Genomic DNA, 23,240 nt, shown 5'->3' on the forward strand with positions numbered 1-23,240 from the left:
TCGGCTTCGGCGCGTGGGTCGTCGGCACCGACTGGTGGGGCGACCGCTCGGACGACCAGGCGGTCGGGATGGTCGAGGCGGCGCTCGACGCCGGCGTCACCTACGTCGACACCGGCGACGTGTACGGCCACGGCGACAGCGAGGAGATAATCGGCCGAGCGATCGACGGCCGCCGCGACGAGGTGACGCTGTCGACGAAGATCGGCTACGACTTCTACGACAACCCGCAGGCGGGCCACGGCGAACTCCCGAAGGAGCTGAACGAGGAGTACCTCACCGAGGCGTTCGAGGCCTCGCTCGACCGGCTCGACACCGACTACGTCGACGTGCTCCAGCTGCACAACGCGAACGTCGACGAGGTGACGCCCGGGGTGCGCGACCTCCTCGCCGAGTGGAAGGCGGACGGCCGCGTCCGCGCGCTCGGCTGGGCGCTCGGTCCCTCGATCGGCTGGCTCGCCGAGGGCGACGCCGCCGTCGAGTACGAGGAGTTCGACGCGGTCCAGACCGTCTTCAACCTGTTCGAGCAGGAGCCCGGCCGCCACTTCGTCGACTCGATCCGCGAGTCCGGCTCGGACACCTCCGTCATCGCCCGCGTCCCGCACTCCTCCGGCCTGCTCAACGAGCAGGTGACGCCCGACACCGTCCTCGAAGACGGCGACCACCGCTCGCACCGCCCGCGGGAGTGGTACGAGACGGGCTGGGAGAAGGTCGAGGCGATCCGCTTCCTCGAAGATCCGGATCACGCGAACGGGACGCGCACGATGGCGCAGGCCGCGATCCGCTGGCTGCTCGCGCACGACGAGGTCGCCTCGGTCACCCCGACGTTCCGCGACGGCGACGACATCGCCGAGTGGAGCGCGGCGGGCGTGCCGCCGCTCTCCGAGGCCGAGTACGAGCGCGTCGACGAGCTGTACGCCCGGAACTTCGACGTCGACCGCGATGACGGGATGGACGTCCTCCGCACCTCCGTCGACGGCGAGGACATCGAGGCCGCCGGCCTCGACAAGCGCGCCGCCTCGTACTGAGGCCGGCCGCCGACCCGGAACCAGGGACGAACCCGCTCCTTTCGCGTCGAGACCGCACGACTGCGAAGCGATACCCTCGCTGGAGATCACTTTCACCGCGGTCCGCGTCTGCCCGGGCCGCTCGCGGGTCGGAGGCGCGGCTCGACGGGACGGAAGTGGTGGCTCGGTGGGAAATCCCTCGTCACAAGGGGCTCAGTGGGGGTAACACGTCGTCATGGCCACCACCACGAGCGTGGCCGGCTGCGGTTATAAACCTCCCGTGACGGCCCTCGTGGGGCGTCCCGACGGAGCGCGTGCGACCCCGTCCGGCTACCGTCCACCGGCCAGTCGCCGCGCGACGCGGTCCCGGTCACCGCGGATCCGCTCCGCCAGCTCGGACACCTGCGCCAGCACGGGATATCGGGGGCCGTCCGTCGGCTCGTACAGGTACTCGTAGAAGGCGCGGTCCTCGCCGGAGTCGGTCGCGGGGTCCGGCGTCATCGGCGGGTCGGCGAGCGTCTCCTGCCGCTCCGCCGCGATCTCGTCGCATTCGCCTTCGAGCTCGTTGAGCCGCTCCCAGACGTCGAGCGCCGCGTCGGTCCCCGGGCCGGAGACGCCGTCGAGGTGTTCGAGGAGGCGCCGTCGACGCCGGTCGACGCGGGAGAGGTCGCTCTCGAACGCCCGCAGCGCCTCGATCTCCTCGTCGATCCCGTCGGCGAGCGACGAGCGCGCCTCGGCGGCTCGCCGGCTCCGCCTGACGAGCGCCGACTGGGACGCCGCGGAGAGGGTGCCGTTCGACGCCAGCGCGGCCGCCGTGTCGGGGCCCAGTTCGGCGGCGAGGCTCTCCGGGATCGTCTCGTCGTACTCCTCCCTGTAGTGGGGGACCGACATCACCGTGTCGCGGTACGCCGCCAGCACCCGCCTGAGCCTGACGTCATCGCCGCCGGCGCGGTCGACCGTGCGGACCGCGGCCATGGATCCGTCGAACCCCGGCGCCGTCGACCCGGTCGGCGCCGGGTCGAGGTCGGCGACGCGGTCCGCGAACCCCTCGAACGCGTCGCGCTCGGCGAGGACGCGCCGCCGCTCGCGCTGGTCGGCGTCGACCGCCTCGCGGACGTACGCGAACGCGAGGAACGCGGCAAGCCCGACGACGACCGCCGCGGCGACGACTGCCGGCTCGGTCGCCGCCGCGCCGACCTCACACGAGAGGCCCGTACACTCTCTCATCGCCCCCGGGTCCGCGTGGCGGATCCGGAAGACGTTGGCGGAGCCCGAATATACACTCATTACGCTCGTTAACACGGTACATACACAAAGCAGTTACGTCCGGGTTCGCGCTCTGACGCGGCGGTTCCGCGTCGACGCCGATTCCGATAGCGACCGCTGGCACGCCGGTCGGCTCCGGTGAAAACCGACGACGGGACGGGAGGAACGGCCAGCCACCGTCTGGCTACCGCCCGGCTACCGCCCCGCTACTCGACGACGCCGTCGTCTGTGATCACGGTGTCGATCATCCCGATCGGGGTCGCGTCGTAGCTCGGGTTCTCGATCTCGACGTCCTCGACCGGCTCGCGCATCACCTCGACGGCGTCGCGGAACTCGTTCTCGAAGCGGAACTCCTCGATCGTCTTCGCGCCCGAGCCGACGGCGGTCACCGGGATCCCGAGCTCGCGGGCGGTGACTACCAAGGGGAAGGTCCCGATCCGGTTGTAGTAGGTGCCGCCGGTGATACAGGTGATCCCGAGGAGGACGCGGTCGCAGTCGCGGAGGGCGTACCCCATCGCGCTGTCGACGACCATGTGGACGTCGACGCGGGACATCCCGGCGAGCACGCGCGCCGTCTTCCGGCCCAGGGTGCGCGGGCGCGCCTCCGTGACGTAGACGGTCAGGTGCGCGCCGTCGCGGGCCGCGTTCTCGATAGACTCCAGCACCGTCGTCGAGTAGTCGTGGACGAGGAGCGTGTCGCCGTCCTCGATATGTTCGGCCGCGTTGGCGGCGGCCTCCCCCTTGGCCGTCTCGATGTCGTCGGCGACCCGGTCGATGGTGTCTTCGAGGAGCTGTTTCGCGTCCTCGACGCTCGTGGGCTCGCCGATGATCGAGCGCTCGACGTCGCGCATCGCGTTGTGGAGCGCGGCGTGGGAGGGGTTCGACCGCCGCAGGACGCCCGCGTTGTGCTCTAAGTCGCGCTCGAACTCGTCGACCGTCACGTACTCGCGGTCGAGCAGCTCCGCGAGCGCGCGCGTCGCCTTCACGGCCACCGCCGACGTGCTGTGAGTCCGCATCGCCCGGATCTCGGCGACGGTCTCGTCTATCATACCGATATCCTCGTCGCCGCCGTTCAAATGGATTCCGGGGTTTCGTCGACTGATCAAAAGGCGCGGTGGCGCGTGCCGCCGAGCGCCCGCAGGGCGCGAGGTGCACGCGCGAGGTCGCCGGCGGCGAAGCCGCCGGCTGCCAGAGGGACCTTCGGTCCCTCGCTGGAGCCGGTGAGCGCTCGCAGAGCGCGAACCGCGAGGCTGGGGAGGCGTGAGGTGCAGTCGCTGTGCGGAGCGGTGCTGTGCGGGGTGGGACTCAAAGGGGCAGTCGGCGAGGGCGGCGCAGGCGACGCCAAGCACCAAGACGAGGGAGCGAGCGAAGTGAGCGACCGAGTGATGCGCGCAGCGAGCGTGCGCCGCCCTCGCCGACTGGGGCTTTGGCGGTGTTCACCGTCGATCTGTACTCAGTCGAGTATCGCCGAGCAGCTACTTTTGAGGAAACGAAAACGAAACTGTTCCCGCAATCGAAGAGAGCCGCAACTGAAAAGACGCGATTCGTCCGATCTAGGCGTACTTCGCGACGATATCGAGCACGTCGTCGAGCTCGTCGCCGTCGAGCGAGTAGCGCTCCTGGGCGAACACCGAGCGCAGCTCGGTGCGATCCTCGGGGAGCAGGTCGGCGATCTTCACCGCAGTGGGGATGTCGATCTGCTCGAGCTCCGTCAGCTCCTCAACGAGCTCGCGGGACTCGTCGGCGTCGAGCTTGGCGAACCGGTTGACGTGCTCGATCGCGCGGGCGAGCTCGTAGCGGAGGTCGCGGTCCTCGTCCTCGGCGCGCTCCGCCTCGATGTCCACGAGGACCTCCTTCGCCTCGGAGACCGTGACGTACTCCTCGTCGACCTTCTCTTTGAAGATCGTCATCTCAGTTCTGCTGGGCGCTCATGTGGGCGGCGCGAACGATGAGCGTCTTCGTCTTCCCGCCGTCCGGAATCTCGACTTTGAACGCGGCGCCCTGCTTGCCCACGACGGTCCCCGTCCGACCGTCGAAGCGGGGGTGAAAGCGACCCTCCTGGACGCTGGGGTCGATCTTGAGGTGGACCTGCGAGCCCGCCTCGAACTCCTGGATGGCTCGCTGCGGCGGCGACGTGCCGCGGTCGCGCGGTTTGTTCGAGAGCTTGTCGCGGGTCGCCTTCTGGGGCCCATTGGAACTCGGCATGGTCTTGGGCTACGTTCCGCTGCCGCAGGTATAAATGGTGCGTTACGGCTCTCGCCCGAGAGCGGGTACCACAGCCGGGTCGAGCGCCGGATCGAGTTCCAGGTCGGGACCGGTCGGGCGCCGGATCGGTTCCCAGTCGAGAATCGGATCGAACGCACCTGACGGCGGCGATTTACCGACCGATTGACACGGGGAGGTCAGCGCCGAGAGGGGGGGGGGATCCGAGACCCCCGCCGCGGGCGCCGAAACTACCCCATGCAAGCCCCCCTATCGAAAGTGCTAATCCCGGGAGTTCCCTAACGTGTTCGTAATGAGTCATCAGCTGCCGGACGTACAGGCGTCGGCGCCCGACGTCACCGTCGGGCTCTCGCAGGTCGGCGTCACCGGCGTGGAGAAGCTTGTCAAGCTCGCCCGGGGGGATCGGCGCCCCATCGTCCTCATGGCCGAGTTCGAGGTGTTCGTCGACCTCCCGAGCGGTCGCAAGGGGATCGACATGTCGCGGAACCTTGCGACGATTGACGAGATCCTAGAGGAGATCACCCGCGAGGAGGCGTACCGCGTCGAGGACGTCTGCGGGGACGCCGCCGAGCGGCTCTTAGAGAAGCACGACTACACCACCACCGCCGAGGTGTCGATGACCGCGGAGCTGGTCACCCGCGAGGACACGCCGGCGTCCGGGATCGAGACGCAGAGCACGTCGACGATCATCGCCAGCGCGACCGCGACCGAGGAGGGCACCCGCGAGGAGATCGGCGCGGAGGTCACCGGCATGACCGTCTGTCCCTGCTCGCAGGGGATGAGCGAGTCACGCGCCCGCGAGAAGCTCGCCGAACTCGGCGTCGACGAGGAGACCACCGAGGCGTTCCTCGACGCGGTCCCGCAGCCGGGCCACTCTCAGCGCGGCCACGCGACGCTCACCGTCACTACCGACGGTCACCCCGAGATCGACCTGCGCGACCTCATCGACGTCGCCCGCGACTCGATGAGCGCCCGGATCTACAACATGGCGAAGCGCCCCGACGAGGACCACATGACCTACGAGGCCCACGCCGACGCGAAGTTCGTCGAGGACTGCGTCCGCGCGCTCGCGGAGGGGACGATCGAGGAGTTCGACCACCTGCCGGACGACGCCGTGATCCACATGAAGCAGTCGAACGACGAGTCGATCCACCAGCACAACGCCCACGCCGAGCGCGAGGTCACGATGGGCGACCTGCGGACCGAACTGAACGCGCGCTAGACGCGACCGGATACTCGTTCACCGAACGGCCCCCGAACGCTCTAACCGCTCGATCAGATCTGATCGCCGACTCCGTAGCGAACACCGTCAAAGCCCCAGCCGCTCGGCTACACGCGGTTGCTACTAGATTACCGGTGAACACCGTCAAAGCCCCAGCCGCGAGGGCGCCGCACGCTCGCTGCGCTCCTCGCTCAGTCGCTATCGCTCCTTCGCTGCGGTGCTTTCGTCGCCTGCGCCGCCCTCGCGGCTGCCCCTTTGGGTTCCCACCACGCACTCCTCCGCACCGCAGCCTCACACCTCCCCAGCCTCGCCGCGGCCGCCGATGGCGGCCGCGGGCTCCCTCGCGCGTGCGGTTCGCGGCCTACCGGCCGCTCACCGGCACGCGCCGACCGCGTCGTTATTTATGACCAATCGTCACCGTTGCTCGCCGCTGCGTCTCTACTAGCCGGGGTTCGGATCAGCGTGTGTCGGTGAATATCGAATAGCGCGGGTTCACCCGAACGACAGCGGCTCCGCCTCCGCCCACCGCGGCTCGAACTCCTCGCTCACGCTCGTCGCGAACTCCGCGTCCTTCACGTCGATCATCGCGAACGGCTCGTCGCCCGACAGCGGGTGCGGCACCTCGATGCACACCTCGATCCCGTCGAAGACGTTGAACGTCCCGTCGACGCCCGAGGTCGTCCGGACCTCGAACCCCGCCTTGTCCGACAGCTCGGCGGTGTAGCGCCGGCCGACGCTCCGCGGGAGTGCGTCGACGGTCTCCGGCGACAACAACACCCGGATCTCGACGCCGCGGTCGAGCGCCGACTCCAGCTCCGCGGCGACCTGTTCGCCGATCGTGCCGAGGTCGAAGCCGGTCGCCGGCGCGCCGACGACGACGACCATCCGGCGCTCGGCGGCCGCGATACGCTCCAAGAGGAGGTCCGTCGCCTCCTCCGCGCCGACCGCCGCGGTCCAGAACTGGCCGTCCACCGGCTCGCCCGCGTCGAGCTCTGTCGAGAGGTCGTCGACCACCTCCTCGTACTGCTCCGCCTGCGTCTCCAGCTCCCGCTTCCGCTCCTCTAACAGACGGTCGAGCGCGGCGTCGGGCTCGACCGCCGCGTACTTCTTCGGCCGGCTGGCGGCCTGACTCCGGACGAGGCTGTGCTGCTCCAAGCTGTTGAGCACGTCGTACACCCGTCCCATGGGGACCTCGCTGGCCCGCGAGAGGTCTTTCGCCGTCGTCGGTCCGGTGCGCAACAGCGCGCGGTAGGCGCGCGCCTCGTACTCGGAGAGCCCCAGGTCCCGAAGGGATGCCATACGCGTCGATCAGACGGCACCGATATAAACACGTCGCCCGTTTACACGCGGGTGCGGTGGGAGCGCTGCTGTCGCTCGACAGCGGCCGGTCGGACCGGCCGCCGAAACCGACCGAATACGACCGTACGCGCCGACCGCTGCGTCCTACTCCGCGGTCTCGGCGACTCGCCGCATCAACTCGTCCGGCGTTTCCGCGGGCTCGGAGACCGCGTCGCCGGCGAGCACGACCGCCGATCCCGGGGGGACCGACCGCGGCGCCGGCGACCCCTCCAAGTGGGCGTTCGGCGCGACGACCTTCTCGTGGTCTGCGACCCGCCACGCCGCGCGGTGGAGGTCGCTACCCGGTTCGTCGCCGACCGCGACGGCGGTGGTACCTCTGAGGAGCCGCCCGACGAGGCTCCCGTAGCCGGCGACCTGCACACTCAGCCGCTCGGTGGCCCCCGCGAACGATTCGGCCGTCTCGCGGGCGACCTCCCGGTAGCGGTCCGCGCCGGTCAGCGCCGCCAGGTCGAGCAGGGCGGTCGCCATCTCGACGTTGCCGTCGAGCGGGCGGAACGGGCGGTCGAGCAGCCCCGCCCCCGACCGCGGCCCGTCGACGAACGAGCCGTCCACGTGGAGCCGGTCGATCGCGCGGTCCGCGACCGTGCGGGCGACGTCGGCGCCCTCGCCGAGGACCCCGGCGGCGCGGACGTACGCCCCGACGACACGGGCGACGTCGTCGAGCAGGTCCGACTCGCCGACCTCGTCGCTGCCGCGGAAGTGGGTCACCTCGCCCGAGTCCGCGTCGATCAGGTCTCGTTCGAGGCCGTCGAGGATCCGATCGGCGTACTCGCGGGCGCGCTCGTCGTCGGTGTAGGCGGCGACCGCGAGAAGCGCGTCGGCCGCGAGCGCGTTCCCGCCGGCGAAGACCGTGAGGTCGCGGCGAGGCGCGTCGAGCTCCGCGCGGTCGTCGGCGGGCGCGGCGTAGTACGCGCGTCCCAGCCCCGGACCGAGGCTCCCGCCGACGCCGTAGCCGGTCCAGAGGTCGTCGGTGAGGAACGCGACCGCGTCGGTCGCGGGCGTCAGGTACGCCTCGTCGCCGGTGTAGAGGTAGGCGTTCGCGAACGCGCGCGTGACGGCCGCGTTCGTGTCGATCGGCTTCTCGTAGGCCACGTCGCCCCAGTCGCGGGTCCCCGCGAACCGGAAGAAGCCGCCGGCGACGTCGTCGGCGAGGTGGTCGCGCACCGCGTCGAGCGTCCGGAGGGTGCGGTCGCGGTCGCGCTTCAGCGCGAACTCGACGGTGCGGGGGAGCGGGAACTTCGCGTCCGTTCCCCAGCCGGCGTACTCGTCGTCGTACTTCACCTCCACCTGCCCGGCGAGGTGGCTCTCGACCGCGTCGGTCAGCTCGCCGCGCGGCGGGAGGTCGGCGTCCAGCGCGCGGGGGACCCGCCCCGCCGAGCGCCCCTTGTCGGCCCACATCTGGCGGACGGATTCGAGGACCTGCCGCATCCCGTCGACGTCGAGGTAGCCCGCGCCGGTGAGCAGCTCGCCGTCGGGCGTGAGGAACGCAGTGGTCGGGAACCCGCCCATGTTGTATCGCTCGCGCACCCGCGGGCGCCGGTCGACGTCGACGCGGACCGGGACGAACCCCTCGTTGACGTTGGCGGCAATACGGGGCTCGGCGTACGTGACGGCGTCCATCTCGTGACAGCCCTCGCACCAAGTGGCAGATAAAGAGAGGAGCACCGGGCGGTCCCGTTCGTCGGCATCGGCGAACGCCTCGGGGCCCCAGTCGCGCCACTCGACGTGCGTCTCGTCGGTCATACAGGCGGTCGGGCCGGCCCGTGGGTAAGCGCTTCGAGACGGGCGGGAGGGCGGCCGTCGAATCGAGGGCCGGGATCGCGGAGGGCGAGGGGGAGGGCGTCGTCGAACGGTGCGATGCGGCCGGAGGGCGGCGCCTCGGTTCCGGGTGCCGCGCCTGTCAGCGCTTGTAGTCGTGGCCGAGCGCGAGCGCCAGCGCGTTCGCGAACAGCAGGCCGACGAACAGCAGCCCGGTGCCGCCGTCGAGACCCGTGTACAGGAGCGCGGGGTACGTGGCCGGGATGGCGATCGCGGCCCAGAAGGCGGCGGCTTTCATCGTGCCGGTCATCAGCCCGGCGACCTGTCGGCCGGAGGCGAGACGTGTGGGGGCGGGGATTGACATGGACATTTCACCGTACGACGGGGGACCCCATATAGCCGGCAGAGGGTTCGGGGATTTTCACCTCGTTTTCTCGGTCCACGCCGACGTTTTAAAACCGGCTCAGAAGCGTTTTAATCGTTTACCGAGACCGCTCATCCTTTTTGTTGGAGATCGACCGAGTTCCGTCGTACGTCTCCGACCGTCCCCCTCGTCGGCTGATCTCGCCGACCGGCGTCCCCCTCGTTGATCGGCGTCGGCCCTCGTTGATCGGCGTCACCCGCTCGGCCCCCGGCGAGACGAGCGGCTGCCGCGGGACCAACCGCTTTGATCCTCCGGAAGAAGCGGAGGGTATGACGGACACCGAGCCGGCGGCGGACCGCGAGGCGGACGAGAAGCGACGAGCTTCGACCGACGGCGGGCCGAAGCCGCGCGTCGCTGTCGTCGCCTGCGGCGGCACGATCGCCTCGGAACCGGACGACGGCGGCGCGGCGCCGGCGAAGACCGGCGACGACCTCGTCGCGGCGGTGCCGGGCGTGGAGGAGTACGCGACCGTGAGCGCCCGCGAAGTCTGCTCGCAGCCCGGATTCGACGTGCGGTGGCGCGACGTGCTCGCGACCGCGACGGCGGCGCGGGAGGCGGTCGCCGAGGGCGCCGACGGCGTCGTCGTCACGCACGGCACCGACACGCTCGCCGACACCGCGTTCGCGCTCGACCTGCTCGCCGACCTCGACGCGCCGGTCGTCGTCACGGGAGCCCAGCGCCGGCTCGACGAGCCCTCCAGCGACGCGCCCGCGAACCTGACGCTCGCGGTGCGGGCCGCCGCGGACGACCGGTTCGCGCCGGGCGTCCACGTCGCGTTCGACGACGAGCTCCACGCCGCCCGCGACGTCGTCAAGGGCCACAGCAACGCGCTCTCGACGATGACGTCGCCGGGGACCGGGCCGGTCGCGACGTTCACCCGCGCCGGGTCGCGGCTCGTGCGGGAGCCGCGGCGCGGGGTCGACGTCGAGCCGCTCGTCGACGCGATCGAGGGCGCCGAGGCCGTCCCGGAGGTCCCAGTAGTCCACTCCGGGACGGGCGTCGGCGCGGGAGCGATCGAGCGCGTGGTCGACGCGGGCGTCGGCGGGCTCGTGATCGAGGGGACCGGCCTCGGCAACGCGACCGCCGCGATCGGCGACGCGGTGGCCGAGGTCCTCCCGGAGACGCCCGTCGTCGTCGCCGGACGTCCCCCGGCAGGGCCGACGGAGCCGGTGTACGGAACGCCCGGCGGGGCGGTCACGCTGGGGGAGCACGGCGTGACGTTCGCCGGCCCGCTCCCGGCGTCGAAGGCGCGAGTCGCGCTCGCGCTCGGGCTCGCGGCCGACCTCGACCGCGACGAGGGAAGCGCCGGGGGCGACGCGCTCGGCGACCTGTTCCGGATGTCGGAGGGAACCTGATCGCCTCCGGTCGGTGCCGACGAGCCAGTCCGCCCCCGTCACCGGGCCGGCGAGCCGGTTCGGCGCGCCGTCTCCGCCTACGCGCGGACCTCGATCAACAGGTCCGCCTCGGGCGACTCCCCCATCGCCTCGCGGACGCGGTCCCACGAGAGCTCCGCTCGGGCGGTCACCGTCTCGGCCGCGATGGCCCCGCAGGCGTTGCCGACGAGCAGGGGGACCTGGTAGTCGCGCGGGTCGTGCGAGAACCCGCCGTCGACGATCTCGGGCTCGCGGAGGGCCGCGCCGAGGAACCCGGCCGCGAAGGCGTCGCCCGCGCCGGCCGTGTCGACCGGGTCGACGTCGAAGCCGGGGTGCGAGACGTCGCCGTAGGGCGTCCGGACCGTCGCGCCCTCGTCGCCGAGCTTGATCGCGACGATGCGGTCGTCGGGCTCCCACGGGTCGATGTCGGTCGCGTCGGCCAGCGCGTCGGCCTCCCGAGCGTTCAGGAAGAGCACGTCAGCGGCGTGGAGCGCGGCGTCGAACTCTCGATCACCGACGCGCCGGCCGGGGTCGAAGCTGCGGGTCGCGCCCGCCTCGCCCGCGGCGGTCGCCAGCGCGGCCGCCGTCTCCGGGTGCTGGCCCGTTAGGTGGAGGTGGTCGGCCGCCGCGAGGGTGTCGCGGTCGAGCCCGGCCGCCGTGAACGACTCGTTGGCGCCGTCGTTGGCGAGCATGAGCAGCTCGCCGCCGCCGTCGACGATGACGTACTTCACCGAGGTGGGCTCGTCGGCGTCGACGAGGACCTGCCCGGGGTCGACACCGGCGCTCGCGAGCTCGCGGAGCGCGAGCGCGCCCGACTCGTCGCCGCCGACGCTCCCGTAGACGACCGACTGACCGCCGAGGTCGACGAGGCCGACCGCGACGTTCGCGGCGCTGCCGCCGCCGGACTGTTCGAGCCGCTCGATCCGCGTCTCGCCGTCCGGCTCCGGCAGCCGGTCCACGTGGATCGTCACGTCCCAGTTGATGTGGCCCGCGGTGACCACCTTCGGCGCGCGGCTCGACTCCTCGGGCGCGAGGTCGGGGTCCTCGTCGACGGGGCCGGAGCCGTCCGTTTCTCCGGCGCTGTCGCCCGGCCCGGAGCCGTTCGTCTCCCACTCGGAGACCTCCTCGTTCCACTCCGCGACTTCATCTTCCCAATCGTCGGGGGCGCCGTCGTCTCCGGGGTTCCCGCTCATGGCTCCGCCCACGGTTCCGCGGCGCCCTCGCCGAACAGGTCCCGCATGAGCGTCACGATGCTCTCGGGCGGGAACTGCCCCTGCTCGGTGACGATCGCGTCCATGTACCGCGGCGGCGTCACGTCGAAGGCCGGGTTCTCGACGTCGATCCCGCCGATCCCCTCGCGGGTCTCGGGGTCGATCACCTCCGTCTCGTCGCGCATCTCGATTTCGACGGTATGGCCCGTCAGCGTCTCCGGGTGGAGCTTGATCGTCTGGGCCGCGGTCATGATCGGGACGCCGCGCTCGCGGGCGTTGACCGCGAGTCCCGAGGTGCCGATCTTGTTGATCACGCCGCCGTCAGCCGCGATCGAGTCCGCGCCGACGACGACGTGGTCGACCTCGTCGAGGTAGCGCCGTGCCGCGGAATCGACGATGAGGGTCACCGGGACGCCGGCGTCGCGGAGCTGCTCGGCGGTGATGTGTCCCTGCTGGCGCGGGCGGGTCTCCTTGACGACCGCCGAGATCGACTTCCCCTGCTCGACGGCCGTCTCGATGCACGCGAGCGCGTCCGTCGAGTGGCAGTGGGTCATCACCGTGTCGCCGTCGGCGAGGCGGTTCGCGCCCACCCGCCCGAGGTCCTCCCGCGCGCGGTCGAGCTGGCGGACGAACGCCTCGCTCGCGTCGACCACGCTCCGTCGGAGCCGGTCGACGTCGGTCCCCTCCATCCGCTGGAGGACGTAGCGGAGGGCGTTCGGCAGCGAGACGGCCGTGGGGCGCGTCTCGCGGAGGGCCCGGGCCGCGGCGCGCATCGACGCGCGGAACGCCGCCGGGTCGCTCGCGGTCGGGCCGCTCGCCGCGGCCGCGCGCGCCTGTTCGGCGAGCGCCTCGGCCGCCGCGGACGCGATGGTCGCCGCCCCGCGGATCTCCATCGTCGCGATCGCCTCGGCGGTCTCGCGCACCGGGGGCGCCGGTTCGTGCTCAGTCATACCGATCCGGTAGCCGGCCGGCTATTTATAAAACCGGGCGACCGAGGCGGCCGGTGCGGCGAGGTCCTCGCGACCGGGAGCTACTCCCCGTCGCTCGCTGCCTGCTGCCCGTAGCTCTCGAAGCGCTCCTCGACGGTCGCGAGCTGCTCGGCGGTGAGAACGTTGGGGTCGCCGACCGCCGACGCCAGGAGGTAGAGCCGACAGAGGTCCTCGACGTGGTGCGTGTTCTCGACCGCGGTCCCTACGTCCGGGCCGGTCACCACGAGCCCGTGGTTCGCGAGAATCGCCGCGTCCGAGTCGGCGTCGGCCATCGCGGCGACGGCGTTCGCGGCCAGCTCCGCGGTCCCGTACGGCGCGTAGTCGGCGAGCGGGACCTCCCGTCCCACCGAGACGATCATGTAGTGGACCGGCGGGAGCTTCCGACCCAACGTCGCCATCGTCGTCGCCCACGGCGAGTGGGCGTGGACGATCGCTCCCGGCCGGTCGTGTTTGTAAATGCCCGTGTGCATCGGCACCTCGCTCGACGGCGCCATCCGGCCCGCCAGCCGCTCGCCCTCCAGCGAGACCACCGGCACGTCGGTCGCGTCGAAGGAGTCGTACGGCACGCCCGTGGGCGTCACCGCAATCGCGTCGCCGTCGCGGACGCTGAGGTTCCCGGTCCGACCGGGCGTCAGTTCGGCGAGCGCCGGGGCGTACTCGACGACCGCCTCGCGGGCGGCGCGGAGCAGGTCCGGGTCGCGGTCCGTCGCGTCCCGGGTCACGGCGCCACCTCCGTCAGGTCGGCGAAGGCGTCGAGGCGGTGGTCCGGGCGGCGCGGTCCGCGGAGCTCGTCCTCGCCGGGGGCCTCGCCGCCGGCGACGAACAGCGCGGTGTCCATCCCGACCGCGTTCGCGCCCCCGATGTCGGCTCCGACGTTGTCTCCGACCATCAGCGCCTCGCTCGGCCGGCAGTCGAACTCCGCGAGCGCGGTCGTGAAGGGGAGCGCGCTGGGCTTCTCCCGGCCGACCTCCTCGGAGGTGACGAGGCGGTCGATCCGGTCGTCGACTCCGAGCCGCACGAGCTTCCGCAGCTGGACGCGGGTCGTGAGGTTCGTCACGACGGCGACGTCGGTCCCCGCCGCCGCGAGCGCGTCGAAAACGGACTCGACGCCGTCGCACAGCTCCATCTCCTCGGCGTACCCGTCCCAGTAGGCGTCGCCGACCGCGAGCGCGGTCGCGGCGTCGCACTCCCCGGCGTGGCGCCGGAGCGCGCGCTTGAAGTAGATGTGCCGGTCGTGGGAGGCCGCGGTGCCGGCGGTCTCCCGCTTCGCCTCCCGCCGCGCGGTCGCGTACAGTTCGTCGAACGTCTCTCGATCCATCTCGTAGCCGCGGTCGCGGAGGGCCGCGAGCGCCGCCCGCTTGCCCGCCTCGTTACAGGGCGGGTACGGGTAGAGGGTGTCGTCGAGGTCGAAACAGACCGCCTCGTAGCTCATGCTCTCACTCGGCCGGGCGGCGACTTAAGCGTGGTTCGACGCGGAGACGACGGGTCGCTCTCGGCGAACCGCCCGCTTATCACCGATGCCGCGGCCAACGCGCCCGTGAACTGAGTCGTCGTCCACGGCGATCGAGGCGGGAGCCCGGCGCACCGCCGCGGAACTCCGGAGCGCGCCGGCTGTTCGCCCCTTCCGCCGTCGACCCCGCTCCGACCGCTCACTGCTCGTTCATCGCCTCGCTGGCGATGTTGCGGCCGCGGGAGTTGAGCGCCACCTCGCGGCGCACGCGCACCTCCTCGACCACTTCGAGCTCAACGAGGCGCTCGAACGTTTCCTCGACCGCGTCGACGTCCATTCCGAGGAACGACGGGATCTCGAACGGCGAGACGCCGGAGTACAGCGCCATCAACACCTCCCGGTCGCGGCTGGAGAGGTCGACGTTCGTCGACGAGCGCTCCTCGCCCTTCCGGAGCCACGCCTCGACGAACCGCATCCGGTTGGGGTCCCCGGCGACGTGCGTCTCGATGCTGGTGCCCTCGTCGTCGGTGTGAGACACCTCGATGACGGGCTTCTTCTCGCCGTTGACCGTGCGTTTGGCGGCGTCAAGCCCGCTGATGTCGTCGAGGTCGAACTCCACGAACGCGCCGCTCTCCAAGGCCGCGTTGAGGCCGTTCTCGTCGATCTTCACGCGGGCCTGCTCCCACTCGGTCTCCTGGACGACGCCGCCCTCGATCGCGGGGTGTTTGGCGGTCACCGTCCGCTGGTCGAGCAGCGCGCGGTAGACGTCGCGCTCGAACTTCTCGTGGTCTGATGCCGCGACCAACAGCACTTGGTCGCCGAGGTCGAAGCTCACGTAGTTCGAGACCCGCGCGACAGACTGGTTGGCGTCGTGGCGCCCGCCCAGCCCCCGGAGCTCCGAGAGGGGGATCGTCCGCTTCCCGTCGTTGCCGGCCAGGATGAGCCGCCGGTTCGAGAGGAGCACCCGTCCCGGCGTCCACGAGACGTCGCTCACCTTGCGTCCCTCCCGGACCGCGACCGCGAAGCGCCCCTGGGTGTCCGCTACCTTGTACTCGCCGCCGCCGTCGGACATCTACGGCCCCCCCGCCCGGAGCTTTGAAACCGCCGAGAACACCCGCTGCCGGACCGCGGAGCTCTCGTCGTCGGTGAGGCCTTCGAGGCGGTTCAGCGTCTCCTGTCCGCCGATCTGCCCGAGGACGAACACCGCCTTCGCCCTGGCGTCCTCCGGGTGCTCGGTGCCGATACGATCGAGCAGCCGGTCCTCGACGATCGGGCCGCCGAGGCTCTTGAGGCTGGTGGCCGCGAACTGGGCGGTCTGTGCGTCCTCGTCGGCGAGCGCGTCCGCGAGCGCCTCGACGGCGATCGTCGATTCCGGCTCCGCGACGCGACCGAGGATCCACGCCGCGTTCCGGCGCTGGCGGCTCTGTTGGCCGTCCGTGAGGATCTCGACGAGCGGTTCGACGACCGTGGCGTCGTCGGCCGACTTCAGCTCGGAGACGACGCGGTCGCGGACCGCGTGGCTCTGCTCGGTCGGGACGTTCGACAGCAGTTCGATGACCGAGTACACCGCGGCGTTGCGGACGACCGCGCTCTCGTCGCCGAGCGCGCGCGCCAGCGGCTCCACCGGTTCGGGGTTGTTCGCCTTTCCGAGCGCGCCGGCGGCGATCCGCCGGAGCGATTCGTCGCCGTCGTCGAGGAGGTCGAGCAGCGGCGAGAGCGCCTGGTCCGTCCCGACGTTCCCGAGGGCGTTGGCCGCGGCCCGCCTGACCCGCGGGTCGTCGTCGTCGAGCCGCTCCGTGAGGGCCGGGACCGACCGCTGGTCCGCGAACGTCCCGCAGGCCTGCGCGGCGCGCAGCCTGACCCGCGAGTCCTCGTCGTCGAGCGCTTCGACGAGGTGTTGGAGCCCGGTGGCGTCGTCGAGCCCGCCGAGCGCGTTCGCGGCGGCCATCCGGAGCTCCGGGCGGTCGGCCCTGAGCGCGCGGGCGAACTTCCGGGCGGTGACCCACTCCGCCTCGGAGCCGCTGGTACCGGTGAGCTCTTTGAGGAGCTGTTCGAGCGCCGCCTGTCCGAGCTCGTCGAGCGCGTCGACCGCGGCGCCCCGGACCTCCGCGTCGTCGTCGCTCGTGGCCGCGTGGAGGAGTCCGTCGACGGTCGCCTGGTCGTCGACGTCGCCGACCTCGCCGAGGAACTCGGCCGCCCGGCGCCGGACCGCGGCGCTGTCGCTGCTCAGCGCATCCCTGAGCCGCTCCACGTTTTCGTCCCGAGCGTGCTGGTACAGCGACATCAGACCCTCCCGAACACCCGTCGGCGCTTGTCGATCGGCTCGTACCTGTTGGACCGGTCCGGCGGGACGCTCTCGGTCATGCCGAGCACGAGCACGCCGTCGTCGGCGAGCGACGCCTCCAGCGTGTCGAACAGCGCGCCCTTGTGGTCGACATCGATATAGATCAGCAGGTTGCGACACAACACCACGTCGAAGGGGTCGCGCGCGCCGTCGCGGATCAGGTCGTGGGTCTCGAAGTCGACGAGGCGCTTGACCGCCGGCCGCACCTCGAACGTGTCCCCGTCGCGCTCGACGTAGCGGTCGGGGTCGGAGAGCGGCTCCAGCTCCTCGGCGATGTCCGTCGTCCGGGTCGTGTGGTAGACGCCGTCGCGGGCGTTGTCGAGCGCCTCCTGACTGATGTCGGAGCCGAGCACCTCGACCCGCGACTCGTCGATCTCGGGGTCGTCGCAGGCCAGCATCGCGACCGAGTACGGCTCGCGACCGTCCGCCGAGGGAGCGGACCAGACGCGGACCCGCCGCTGCTCGCTCGTCCGGTCGCGGAGCACGTCGCGGAACACGTCCCACATCTCGGGATTGCGGAAGAACTCCGTCACGTTGATCGTGAGCGCGTCCATCAGCGCCTGCCGCTCCTCCTCGTCCTCGCGGAGCAACCGCTCGTACTCCGCGTGCGACTCGGTGTCGCGTCGGCGCATCCGCGCGGTGATCCGGCGGTCGAGGTAGGACTCGTTGTAGTACCCCGGCTCGAACGGGACGGTGTCGTCGATCTGTCGAAGGACGCCCTCGAAGGGGGTCTCGGCGCTCATAGGCTCACCACGTCGAGGACGGCCACGACGTCGCCGTCGCCGAGGACGGCCGTGCCGCTGAGTCCCGGCGTCCCCGACAGCGGGCCGTCGAGCGGTTTCACCACCACTTCCTCCTGATCGAGCACGGCGTCGCAGTGGAGCGCGACCTGTCGCGTCTCCTCGCGGATCCGCACGAGCATGCCGTCGTCGGTCGGTTCGCCGGCGTCGCCGTCCGACGCCGTCGGCTCCGCAGGGACGAACCCGTCGTCGCCCGGCTCGTCGGGCGCGACGCCGCCGTCGGCGGCGGGGGGTCCGGTCCCGGACGCCTCGGCCGCGGACGCCTCGACCGCCGTCGAGTCGACCTCGCCGAGGCGTTCGTTCAGCCGGATCACGGGGTAGAGGTCGCCCTCGTGGCGGACGATCTCGTCGCCGTGGACCTCCTCCACGTCGTCGGCGCGGGCGACCTCGGCGATCGACTTGATCGGGATGCCATACTCCGTACCGCCCACGTCGACGAACATCACCTTCACGATGGCGACGGTGACCGGGAGCCGGAAGCGGACGGTCGTTCCCTCGCCGTGCTCGCTCTCGACCGAGACGGAGCCGTCGAGGTCGCGCGCGGTCGTTCGGACCACGTCCATCCCGACGCCGCGCCCGGAGACGTCGGTGACCTCCTCGGCGGTGGAGAGGCCGGGGTGGAAGACGAGGTCGTACGCCTCGTCGTCGTCCATCGCCTCGACCGCCTCGCGGCTCTTGACGCCCTCGTCGACCGCCTTCTCGCGGAGCTGGTCCGGGTCGAGCCCGCCGCCGTCGTCGGCGACCTCGATGATCACGTGGTCACGCTCGCGCTCGGCGGTGAGCCTGACGTGCCCGGTCGGGTCCTTCCCGGCGGCCTCGCGCTCCTCGGGTGACTCGACCCCGTGGTCGACCGCGTTCCGCAGGACGTGGACGAGCGGGTCGCGCATCTCCGTGAGGATCGTCCGGTCGAGCTCGACGTCGTCGCCCTCGATCTCGAAGTTGATCCGCTTGTCGAGGTCTCGGGAGATGTCCCGGACGAGCCGCGGGAACGAGTCGGACACCTGCGAGAACGGGATGAGCCGCATATCCATCGCCGTGTCCTGCAGGCTGGAAGCGAGCTTGTCGAGCTCGTCTAACGTGTCCGACTCGGCGTCGGCCGCCTCCAGTTCGCGTCGGAGCTTGATCCGGCTCGTCACGAGCTGCTCGACGAGCCCGTACAGCTCGTCGACCTGGTCGACGTCGACCCGGATGGACTTGATCTCGTCGCCGGACTTCGAATCCGACTTCGAGCCGGAGTCGTTCGACTTCTGATCCGAATCAGTCGATGCCGAGTCCGAATCGGTCGACGCCGAGTCCGAACCGTCGGAGCCGTCAGCGTCGGAGTCGGCGTCGGACGGCTCGGGTGCGTCGGCCGCGTCATCGGTCGGCTCCGGTTCGGCGCGCTCGGTATCCGCCGGTTCGGCGGACTCGAACTCGTCGTCGGCCGTCACATCCGCGTCGGCCGAACCGGCGTCCGCATCGCTCGCTTCGGCGACCGCACCGTCCTCGCTGTCGCCGACCGCGGCCGCAGCGTCGTCACCGCCGCCGACCGCGACCGCAGTGACCGCCTCGACCTGGGTGAGCGCCCGGAGCCCCTCGGCGACGACCTCGGGGTCGGCGCCGCCGACGAAGGCGTCGAACGACTCGTCGTACTCACCGTCCTCCAGCGCCTCCGGGGCCGGATCGGTCGCGTGCCCGTCGAACTGCTCGTCGACCGCCTGGAGGACAAGCGCCGCGTCGACGCCCGGCATCTGCGCGTCGCCGATCGTCACGTCCGCGTACGCGACCGGGTCGGGTAGGTCGGCCGCGGCCGCCGGCGGTTCCGGCACCGAGACGTCGGGAGCGTCGTCCCCGTCGGCGTCGTCGCCGGACTCACCCGAATCGCCGTCGGCACCGCCGGCGTCTGACTGGTCGTCCGCCGAGCCGTCGTCCCCCGCGTCGCCGCCGACGGTCCCGTGCTCCTCCATCTCGCGGAGTCGGCCCTCCAGGTCGGAGGGGTCGGTCGTCACCTCGCCGTCGTCGGCGATCTCGTCGACCATCGCCTCGACGGTGTCGACGCCCTCGAAGAGGAGGTCCATCAGCTCCGGCGTCACCTCGCGGTCGCCCTGCCGGACCGCGTCGAGTAAGTCCTCCAGGGCGTGTCCGAAGTCGGAGACGTCGTCGTACCCCATCGCGGCGGCGTTCCCCTTCAGCGTGTGGGCGACGCGGAACACGTCGTCCATCGCCTCGGCGTCCTCGGGGTCGGCCTCCAGCGCGAGCAGGGCGTTGTTGAGGTCGGTGATCCCGTCCTCCGCCTCGGCGACGAACGCGGCGCGGTGGGAGTCCATCAGGCCTCACCCCCCACGATCGAGCCGGCGACGTCGTCGAGGTCGCACACCTCGTCGATGCCGCCGGTCTCGACCGCGCGCTTCGGCATCCCGTAGATGACGCAGGTGTCCTCGCTCTGCGCGATCGTCCGCGCGCCGGCGTCGGCCATCGCCCGGATCCCCGCCGCGGCGTCCGATCCCATCCCGGTCAACACGACGCCGACGAGCGGGTCGTCGACGACCGCGGCCGCCGAGCGCATCGTCACGTCTGCGGCCGGGGTGACCGACTTGGAGTCGTCCTCGTCGAGCTTGACGCGGAGCCGCCCCGCCCGGTAGCTGTCGATTCGGGTGTGGCTCCCGCCACGGGCGACGACCGCCTCGCCGGCGCCGATCCGCGCGCCGTCGCTCGCCTCGCGCACGTCGTACGCCGAGGCGGCGTCGAGGCGGTCGGCGAACCGCGAGGTGAACGCCTCCGGCATGTGCTGGACGATCACGATCCGACAGTCCGCCATCGGCAGCGCCGACAGCACCCGCTCGACCGCGTTCGGCCCGCCGGTCGACGCCCCGATCACGACCGTCAGCGGGCCGTCGATGTCGACCGTCTCGCCGTCGCTCGGAGGAGACGAACCGGCCGCGCCGGTGGAGCCGCGCGAACCGCTCGCGGCGGCCGTCTCGTCGGCGTCGCGTCGGTCGCGCGTCGCCGCGTCGAGGTCGGCGTCCGCGACCGACCTGACCGCCTCGACGAGCCGGTCAGACTCGCGGGAGACGCCGGTGGACACCTCGCCGCCCGGTTTGGAGAAGAAGTCGACCGCGCCGCGCTCCAGCGCCTCGAAGGTCACCTCCGCGCCCTCGGCGGTGTGCGCGGACAGCATCAGGACGGGAGTCGGCGTCTCGGCCATCAGCCGCTCGACGGCCTCTAACCCGCCCATTCCGGGCATCTCGACGTCCATCGTCACCACGTCCGGACGCGTCTCGGCGACCACCGACAGCGCCTCCGCGCCGTCGCCGGCCTCGCCCACCACTGCCACGCCGGCGTCCGTCAGGAGATCGGCGATCAGGCCCCGCATGAACGGCGAGTCGTCAACGACGACTACCCGTACCGAGCCGTCGCGACCGCCCCGCCGATCCGTCGTCCCACTCATACACGAAGGCGGGCTCAGAATCGGCATAAACCCACGGACCCAGGAATCACCCCTGATAATTCAGGGGACACGGTTATTGGACATGTCACCGCAAGTCCGTCCATGGCAGCCACCGAGACGGAGGCCGAACCCACGAAGGTGTTGGAGTTCGGACTGGGCGACGGGACGTACTGTCTGGACATCGGCGTCATCGACGAGATCGTCGACGCGGGCGAGCTCACGCGCATCCCGAACTCCCCGGCGCACGTCGAGGGCGTGATGGACCTGCGCGGTCGGACGACGACGATCGTCGACCCGAAGACGCTCTTCGACATCGCGGAGGAGGGGCCCCGCGAGCGCATCGTCGTCTTCGACGACGACGAGATCGACGAGGGGGGCACCGTCGGCTGGATGGTCGACGAGGTGTTCCAGGTCCGCGACGTCGCGCCCGAGGACGTCGACCGGGGGACCACCGTCGACGACGAGGGGATCCGCGGGATCGTCAAGTCAGACGACCGCTTCGTCGTCTGGGTCTCGCCCGACGTGGAGGACTTCGACGTCGGCGAGGCGATCTCCGAAGACGCCGAGGCCTGACGCGGGGAGTCGAGGTCCGGCATCGGCGGCCGGCAGCCGACGCGACCCCGACCGTTCTCACCTCTGAGAAACAGGAGCCAACCCTTATGAGCCGACCGGCGAGTCCCTTGGTATGCGCGCCACAAGCGGCGTTCCCGGGTTCGACGACCTCGTCGACGGCGGCTTCCCGGAGAACCGCCTGTACGTTGTCAGCGGCCCTCCCGGCAGCGGCAAAACGACGTTTTGCTCGCAGTTCGCCGCGCAGGGCGCCCGCAACGGCGAGGACGTGTTGTACATCAGCATGCACGAGACAAAAGAGGGGATCCGCCGCGACATGGGCGGGTACGACTTCGGGTTCGACCGGGCGCTCGACACGGACCGGGTCACCTTCCTCGACTCGTTCTCCTCGGACGGCCGCCGGTTCTTCGGTCTCCCGGGCGAGCGCCGGGACCACTCCGGGGTGACGAACCGGCTCACCGGCTTCATCAACTCCCGCGACATCGACCGCGTCGTCTTCGACTCCACCATGCTGTTGCGGTTCCTCCTTGACGACGACGAGGACACGATGGTCCAGCTGCTCTCCTCGCTGAAGCGGACCGACGCGACGACGCTCCTCATCTCCGAGATGACCGACCCGAGCGCCTACTCGGAGGAGCACTACCTCGCGCACGGCGTCGTCTTCATGCACAACTACCTCGAAGACGACGGGATGCAGCGCGGGATCCAGGTGCTGAAGATGCGCGGGACCGACGTCGACACCGACATCCGCGATATCGAGTTCACGGACGGGGGGCTCCGCGTCGGCTCGGCCGCGACGGTGACCCACTGATGTACGACCGGACCTTCGGCACGGAGTGGGACGACCTCACCCGCGAGGAGGCGGTCCGGCGGGCGTTCGCTCTCGGGGTCGCGGAGGGAGTCGGGAACAGGCGCCCGGCCGAGCTCGATCGCGTGATGGAGGCGTTCCCGAGCGCGTACGACCGCAGCCTCGTCGAGCTCGCGTACGACGAGGGGCGGACCAAGGCGCTCGCCGCCAGCGACGAGGCGGACGATCCGACGGAGGTGTGGGAGGCGCTCGTCGACGGGGACGGCGCGCCGCGCGAGCCGCCGGTGCGGGCCGCGCTCCCCGGAGCGATAACGGAGCTGACACTGACGCGACCGCCCCGAGAGGGCCCCCCGTCGTCGCTCGATCTCCCGTCGATGCTCCGGAAGTGATCCCTCGGAAGGGTTTTACGCGATACCCTCTCAACCCAGACACATGACCGTGCTTCCCGGCGCTGTCCGCGACGCCGACAGCGTGCTCGTCAGCGGCCCCCCGATGAGCGGGAAGTACGACCTGTTCAACCGGCTGCTCGCCGAGTGGGCCGACGAGCCGGTCGTCATCTCGACCGGCCGCACCGCGGAGAAGGTCCGCGACGACTACGAGACGATCACGGGGCGGGACGGCGGCGACGTGACCGTCGTCGACTGCGTCACCCACGAACAGGGCGACAAGCGCGAGGACACGCCGACGACGAAGTACGTCGCCAGCGCCGGGAACCTCACCGACATCGGGATCAAGTTCACCGATATCGTCGAGTCGTCGGCCGGCCGCGACCGCGCGGTCGGCGTCTACTCGCTCTCGCAGCTGTTGATGTACTGGGACCCCGAGCGCATCTACCGGTTCACCCGCGTCATGACCTCCCAGACCTCCGGCGAGGGGTGGCCCTTCGTCGGCGTCGTCGGGTCGACGGCGCACGACGAGCAGGTGGTCCACACCCTCCACGAGCCGTTCGAGGTCGTCGTCGAGACGCGCGTGGACGACGACGACCTCGAACGGCTCGTGGAGGGTGTGGACC

23 protein-coding genes are annotated in these 23,240 nt (G+C 71.1%); 7 read left to right on the plus strand and 16 right to left on the minus strand.

Annotation, left to right across the window (positions count from 1 at the left end; all coding sequences use genetic code 11):
- Positions 1-1,025: aldo/keto reductase (locus tag SD626R_RS06240; protein ID WP_092564848.1), on the plus strand; the 1,025-nt coding region annotated here is incomplete at its 5' end.
- A gap of 309 nt (positions 1,026-1,334) precedes the next feature.
- On the opposite strand, the gene SD626R_RS06245 is transcribed toward SD626R_RS06240, so the two are convergent.
- The 4 genes from SD626R_RS06245 to SD626R_RS06260 all read right to left on the minus strand — a co-directional run bounded on the left by SD626R_RS06245 (position 1,335) and on the right by SD626R_RS06260 (position 4,475).
- Positions 1,335-2,291 (minus strand): DUF7260 family protein, encoded by a 957-nt coding sequence (locus tag SD626R_RS06245; RefSeq protein WP_092564850.1) that lies wholly within the window; start codon positions 2,289-2,291, stop codon positions 1,335-1,337.
- Positions 2,292-2,476: 185 nt separating this feature from the next.
- Positions 2,477-3,319 (minus strand): eIF2B alpha/beta/delta subunit family protein, encoded by an 843-nt coding sequence (locus SD626R_RS06250; RefSeq protein ID WP_092564888.1) that lies wholly within the window; start codon positions 3,317-3,319, stop codon positions 2,477-2,479.
- A gap of 504 nt (positions 3,320-3,823) precedes the next feature.
- Positions 3,824-4,180, minus strand: coding sequence for an RNA polymerase Rpb4 family protein (locus SD626R_RS06255; RefSeq protein ID WP_092564852.1), 357 nt, complete (start codon positions 4,178-4,180; stop codon positions 3,824-3,826).
- Between the two features lies 1 nt (position 4,181).
- Positions 4,182-4,475 (minus strand): 50S ribosomal protein L21e, encoded by a 294-nt coding sequence (locus SD626R_RS06260; protein ID WP_092564854.1) that lies wholly within the window; start codon positions 4,473-4,475, stop codon positions 4,182-4,184.
- 310 nt (positions 4,476-4,785) lie between these two features.
- On the opposite strand from SD626R_RS06260, the gene mptA reads away from it, so the two are divergent.
- Entirely contained in the window at positions 4,786-5,715 is a 930-nt protein-coding gene (gene mptA, locus SD626R_RS06265; RefSeq protein WP_092564856.1) for a GTP cyclohydrolase MptA, read from the plus strand.
- Between the two features lie 492 nt (positions 5,716-6,207).
- Here the strand turns inward: mptA and SD626R_RS06270 are convergent, their stop codons facing one another.
- The 3 genes from SD626R_RS06270 to SD626R_RS06280 form a co-directional block, all read right to left on the minus strand.
- Positions 6,208-7,014 carry a TrmB family transcriptional regulator gene (locus tag SD626R_RS06270; RefSeq protein WP_092564858.1) on the minus strand — a complete coding sequence of 269 codons (807 nt, stop codon included), beginning with the start codon at positions 7,012-7,014 and terminating at the stop codon, positions 6,208-6,210.
- A gap of 144 nt (positions 7,015-7,158) precedes the next feature.
- Positions 7,159-8,817, minus strand: a complete 1,659-nt coding sequence (locus tag SD626R_RS06275; protein WP_092564860.1) for a DUF255 domain-containing protein — start codon at positions 8,815-8,817, stop codon at positions 7,159-7,161.
- Positions 8,818-8,974: 157 nt separating this feature from the next.
- Positions 8,975-9,196 (minus strand): DUF8028 family protein, encoded by a 222-nt coding sequence (locus tag SD626R_RS06280; RefSeq protein WP_092564890.1) that lies wholly within the window; start codon positions 9,194-9,196, stop codon positions 8,975-8,977.
- 329 nt (positions 9,197-9,525) lie between these two features.
- Between SD626R_RS06280 and SD626R_RS06285 the strand changes: the two genes are divergently transcribed.
- Positions 9,526-10,611 (plus strand): asparaginase, encoded by a 1,086-nt coding sequence (locus SD626R_RS06285; protein ID WP_092564862.1) that lies wholly within the window; start codon positions 9,526-9,528, stop codon positions 10,609-10,611.
- A gap of 77 nt (positions 10,612-10,688) precedes the next feature.
- Here the strand turns inward: SD626R_RS06285 and SD626R_RS06290 are convergent, their stop codons facing one another.
- From SD626R_RS06290 to cheB, 9 genes are all read right to left on the minus strand, one after another.
- The gene (locus SD626R_RS06290) at positions 10,689-11,822 is read right to left on the minus strand and encodes an ATP-dependent ribose-1-phosphate kinase (RefSeq protein WP_092564892.1); all 1,134 of its coding nucleotides are present in this window, start codon (positions 11,820-11,822) and stop codon (positions 10,689-10,691) included.
- A complete protein-coding gene (locus SD626R_RS06295; protein ID WP_092564864.1) occupies positions 11,819-12,790 on the minus strand; it encodes a ribose 1,5-bisphosphate isomerase in 972 nt (323 codons plus the stop codon). The genes SD626R_RS06290 and SD626R_RS06295 overlap by 4 nt, the downstream gene beginning before the upstream one ends.
- Positions 12,791-12,870: 80 nt before the next feature.
- Positions 12,871-13,551, minus strand: coding sequence for a class II aldolase/adducin family protein (locus SD626R_RS06300; protein WP_092564866.1), 681 nt, complete (start codon positions 13,549-13,551; stop codon positions 12,871-12,873).
- Positions 13,548-14,261: an HAD family hydrolase gene (locus SD626R_RS06305; protein WP_092564868.1), complete on the minus strand. Its 714-nt coding sequence runs from the start codon at positions 14,259-14,261 to the stop codon at positions 13,548-13,550. The genes SD626R_RS06300 and SD626R_RS06305 overlap by 4 nt, the downstream gene beginning before the upstream one ends.
- 217 nt (positions 14,262-14,478) lie before the next feature.
- Complete coding sequence (locus SD626R_RS06310) at positions 14,479-15,351, minus strand: CheF family chemotaxis protein (RefSeq protein ID WP_092564870.1); 873 nt, start codon at positions 15,349-15,351, stop codon at positions 14,479-14,481.
- Entirely contained in the window at positions 15,352-16,563 is a 1,212-nt protein-coding gene (locus SD626R_RS06315; RefSeq protein WP_092564872.1) for a HEAT repeat domain-containing protein, read from the minus strand.
- Positions 16,563-17,366 (minus strand): CheR family methyltransferase, encoded by an 804-nt coding sequence (locus SD626R_RS06320; protein ID WP_092564874.1) that lies wholly within the window; start codon positions 17,364-17,366, stop codon positions 16,563-16,565. The genes SD626R_RS06315 and SD626R_RS06320 overlap by 1 nt, the downstream gene beginning before the upstream one ends.
- A complete protein-coding gene (locus SD626R_RS06325; protein WP_092564876.1) occupies positions 17,363-19,729 on the minus strand; it encodes a chemotaxis protein CheA in 2,367 nt (788 codons plus the stop codon). Before SD626R_RS06325 ends, SD626R_RS06320 begins: the two co-directional genes overlap by 4 nt.
- The gene (gene cheB, locus SD626R_RS06330; protein ID WP_092564878.1) at positions 19,729-20,850 is read right to left on the minus strand and encodes a chemotaxis-specific protein-glutamate methyltransferase CheB; all 1,122 of its coding nucleotides are present in this window, start codon (positions 20,848-20,850) and stop codon (positions 19,729-19,731) included. Before cheB ends, SD626R_RS06325 begins: the two co-directional genes overlap by 1 nt.
- A 102-nt stretch (positions 20,851-20,952) precedes the next feature.
- Between cheB and SD626R_RS06335 the strand changes: the two genes are divergently transcribed.
- The 4 genes from SD626R_RS06335 to SD626R_RS06350 form a co-directional block, all read left to right on the plus strand.
- Positions 20,953-21,423, plus strand: a complete 471-nt coding sequence (locus SD626R_RS06335; protein ID WP_092564880.1) for a chemotaxis protein CheW — start codon at positions 20,953-20,955, stop codon at positions 21,421-21,423.
- A 112-nt stretch (positions 21,424-21,535) separates the two neighbouring features.
- Positions 21,536-22,231, plus strand: a complete 696-nt coding sequence (locus SD626R_RS06340; protein ID WP_092564882.1) for an RAD55 family ATPase — start codon at positions 21,536-21,538, stop codon at positions 22,229-22,231.
- A complete protein-coding gene (locus SD626R_RS06345) occupies positions 22,231-22,617 on the plus strand; it encodes a DUF8057 family protein (protein ID WP_092564884.1) in 387 nt (128 codons plus the stop codon). The genes SD626R_RS06340 and SD626R_RS06345 overlap by 1 nt, the downstream gene beginning before the upstream one ends.
- A 43-nt stretch (positions 22,618-22,660) precedes the next feature.
- A partial coding sequence (locus SD626R_RS06350; protein ID WP_092564886.1) for a DUF7504 family protein occupies positions 22,661-23,240 on the plus strand: 580 nt, incomplete at its 3' end.

Source organism: Halorubrum sp. SD626R (assembly GCF_001261915.1).
GTDB lineage: Archaea > Halobacteriota > Halobacteria > Halobacteriales > Haloferacaceae > Halorubrum.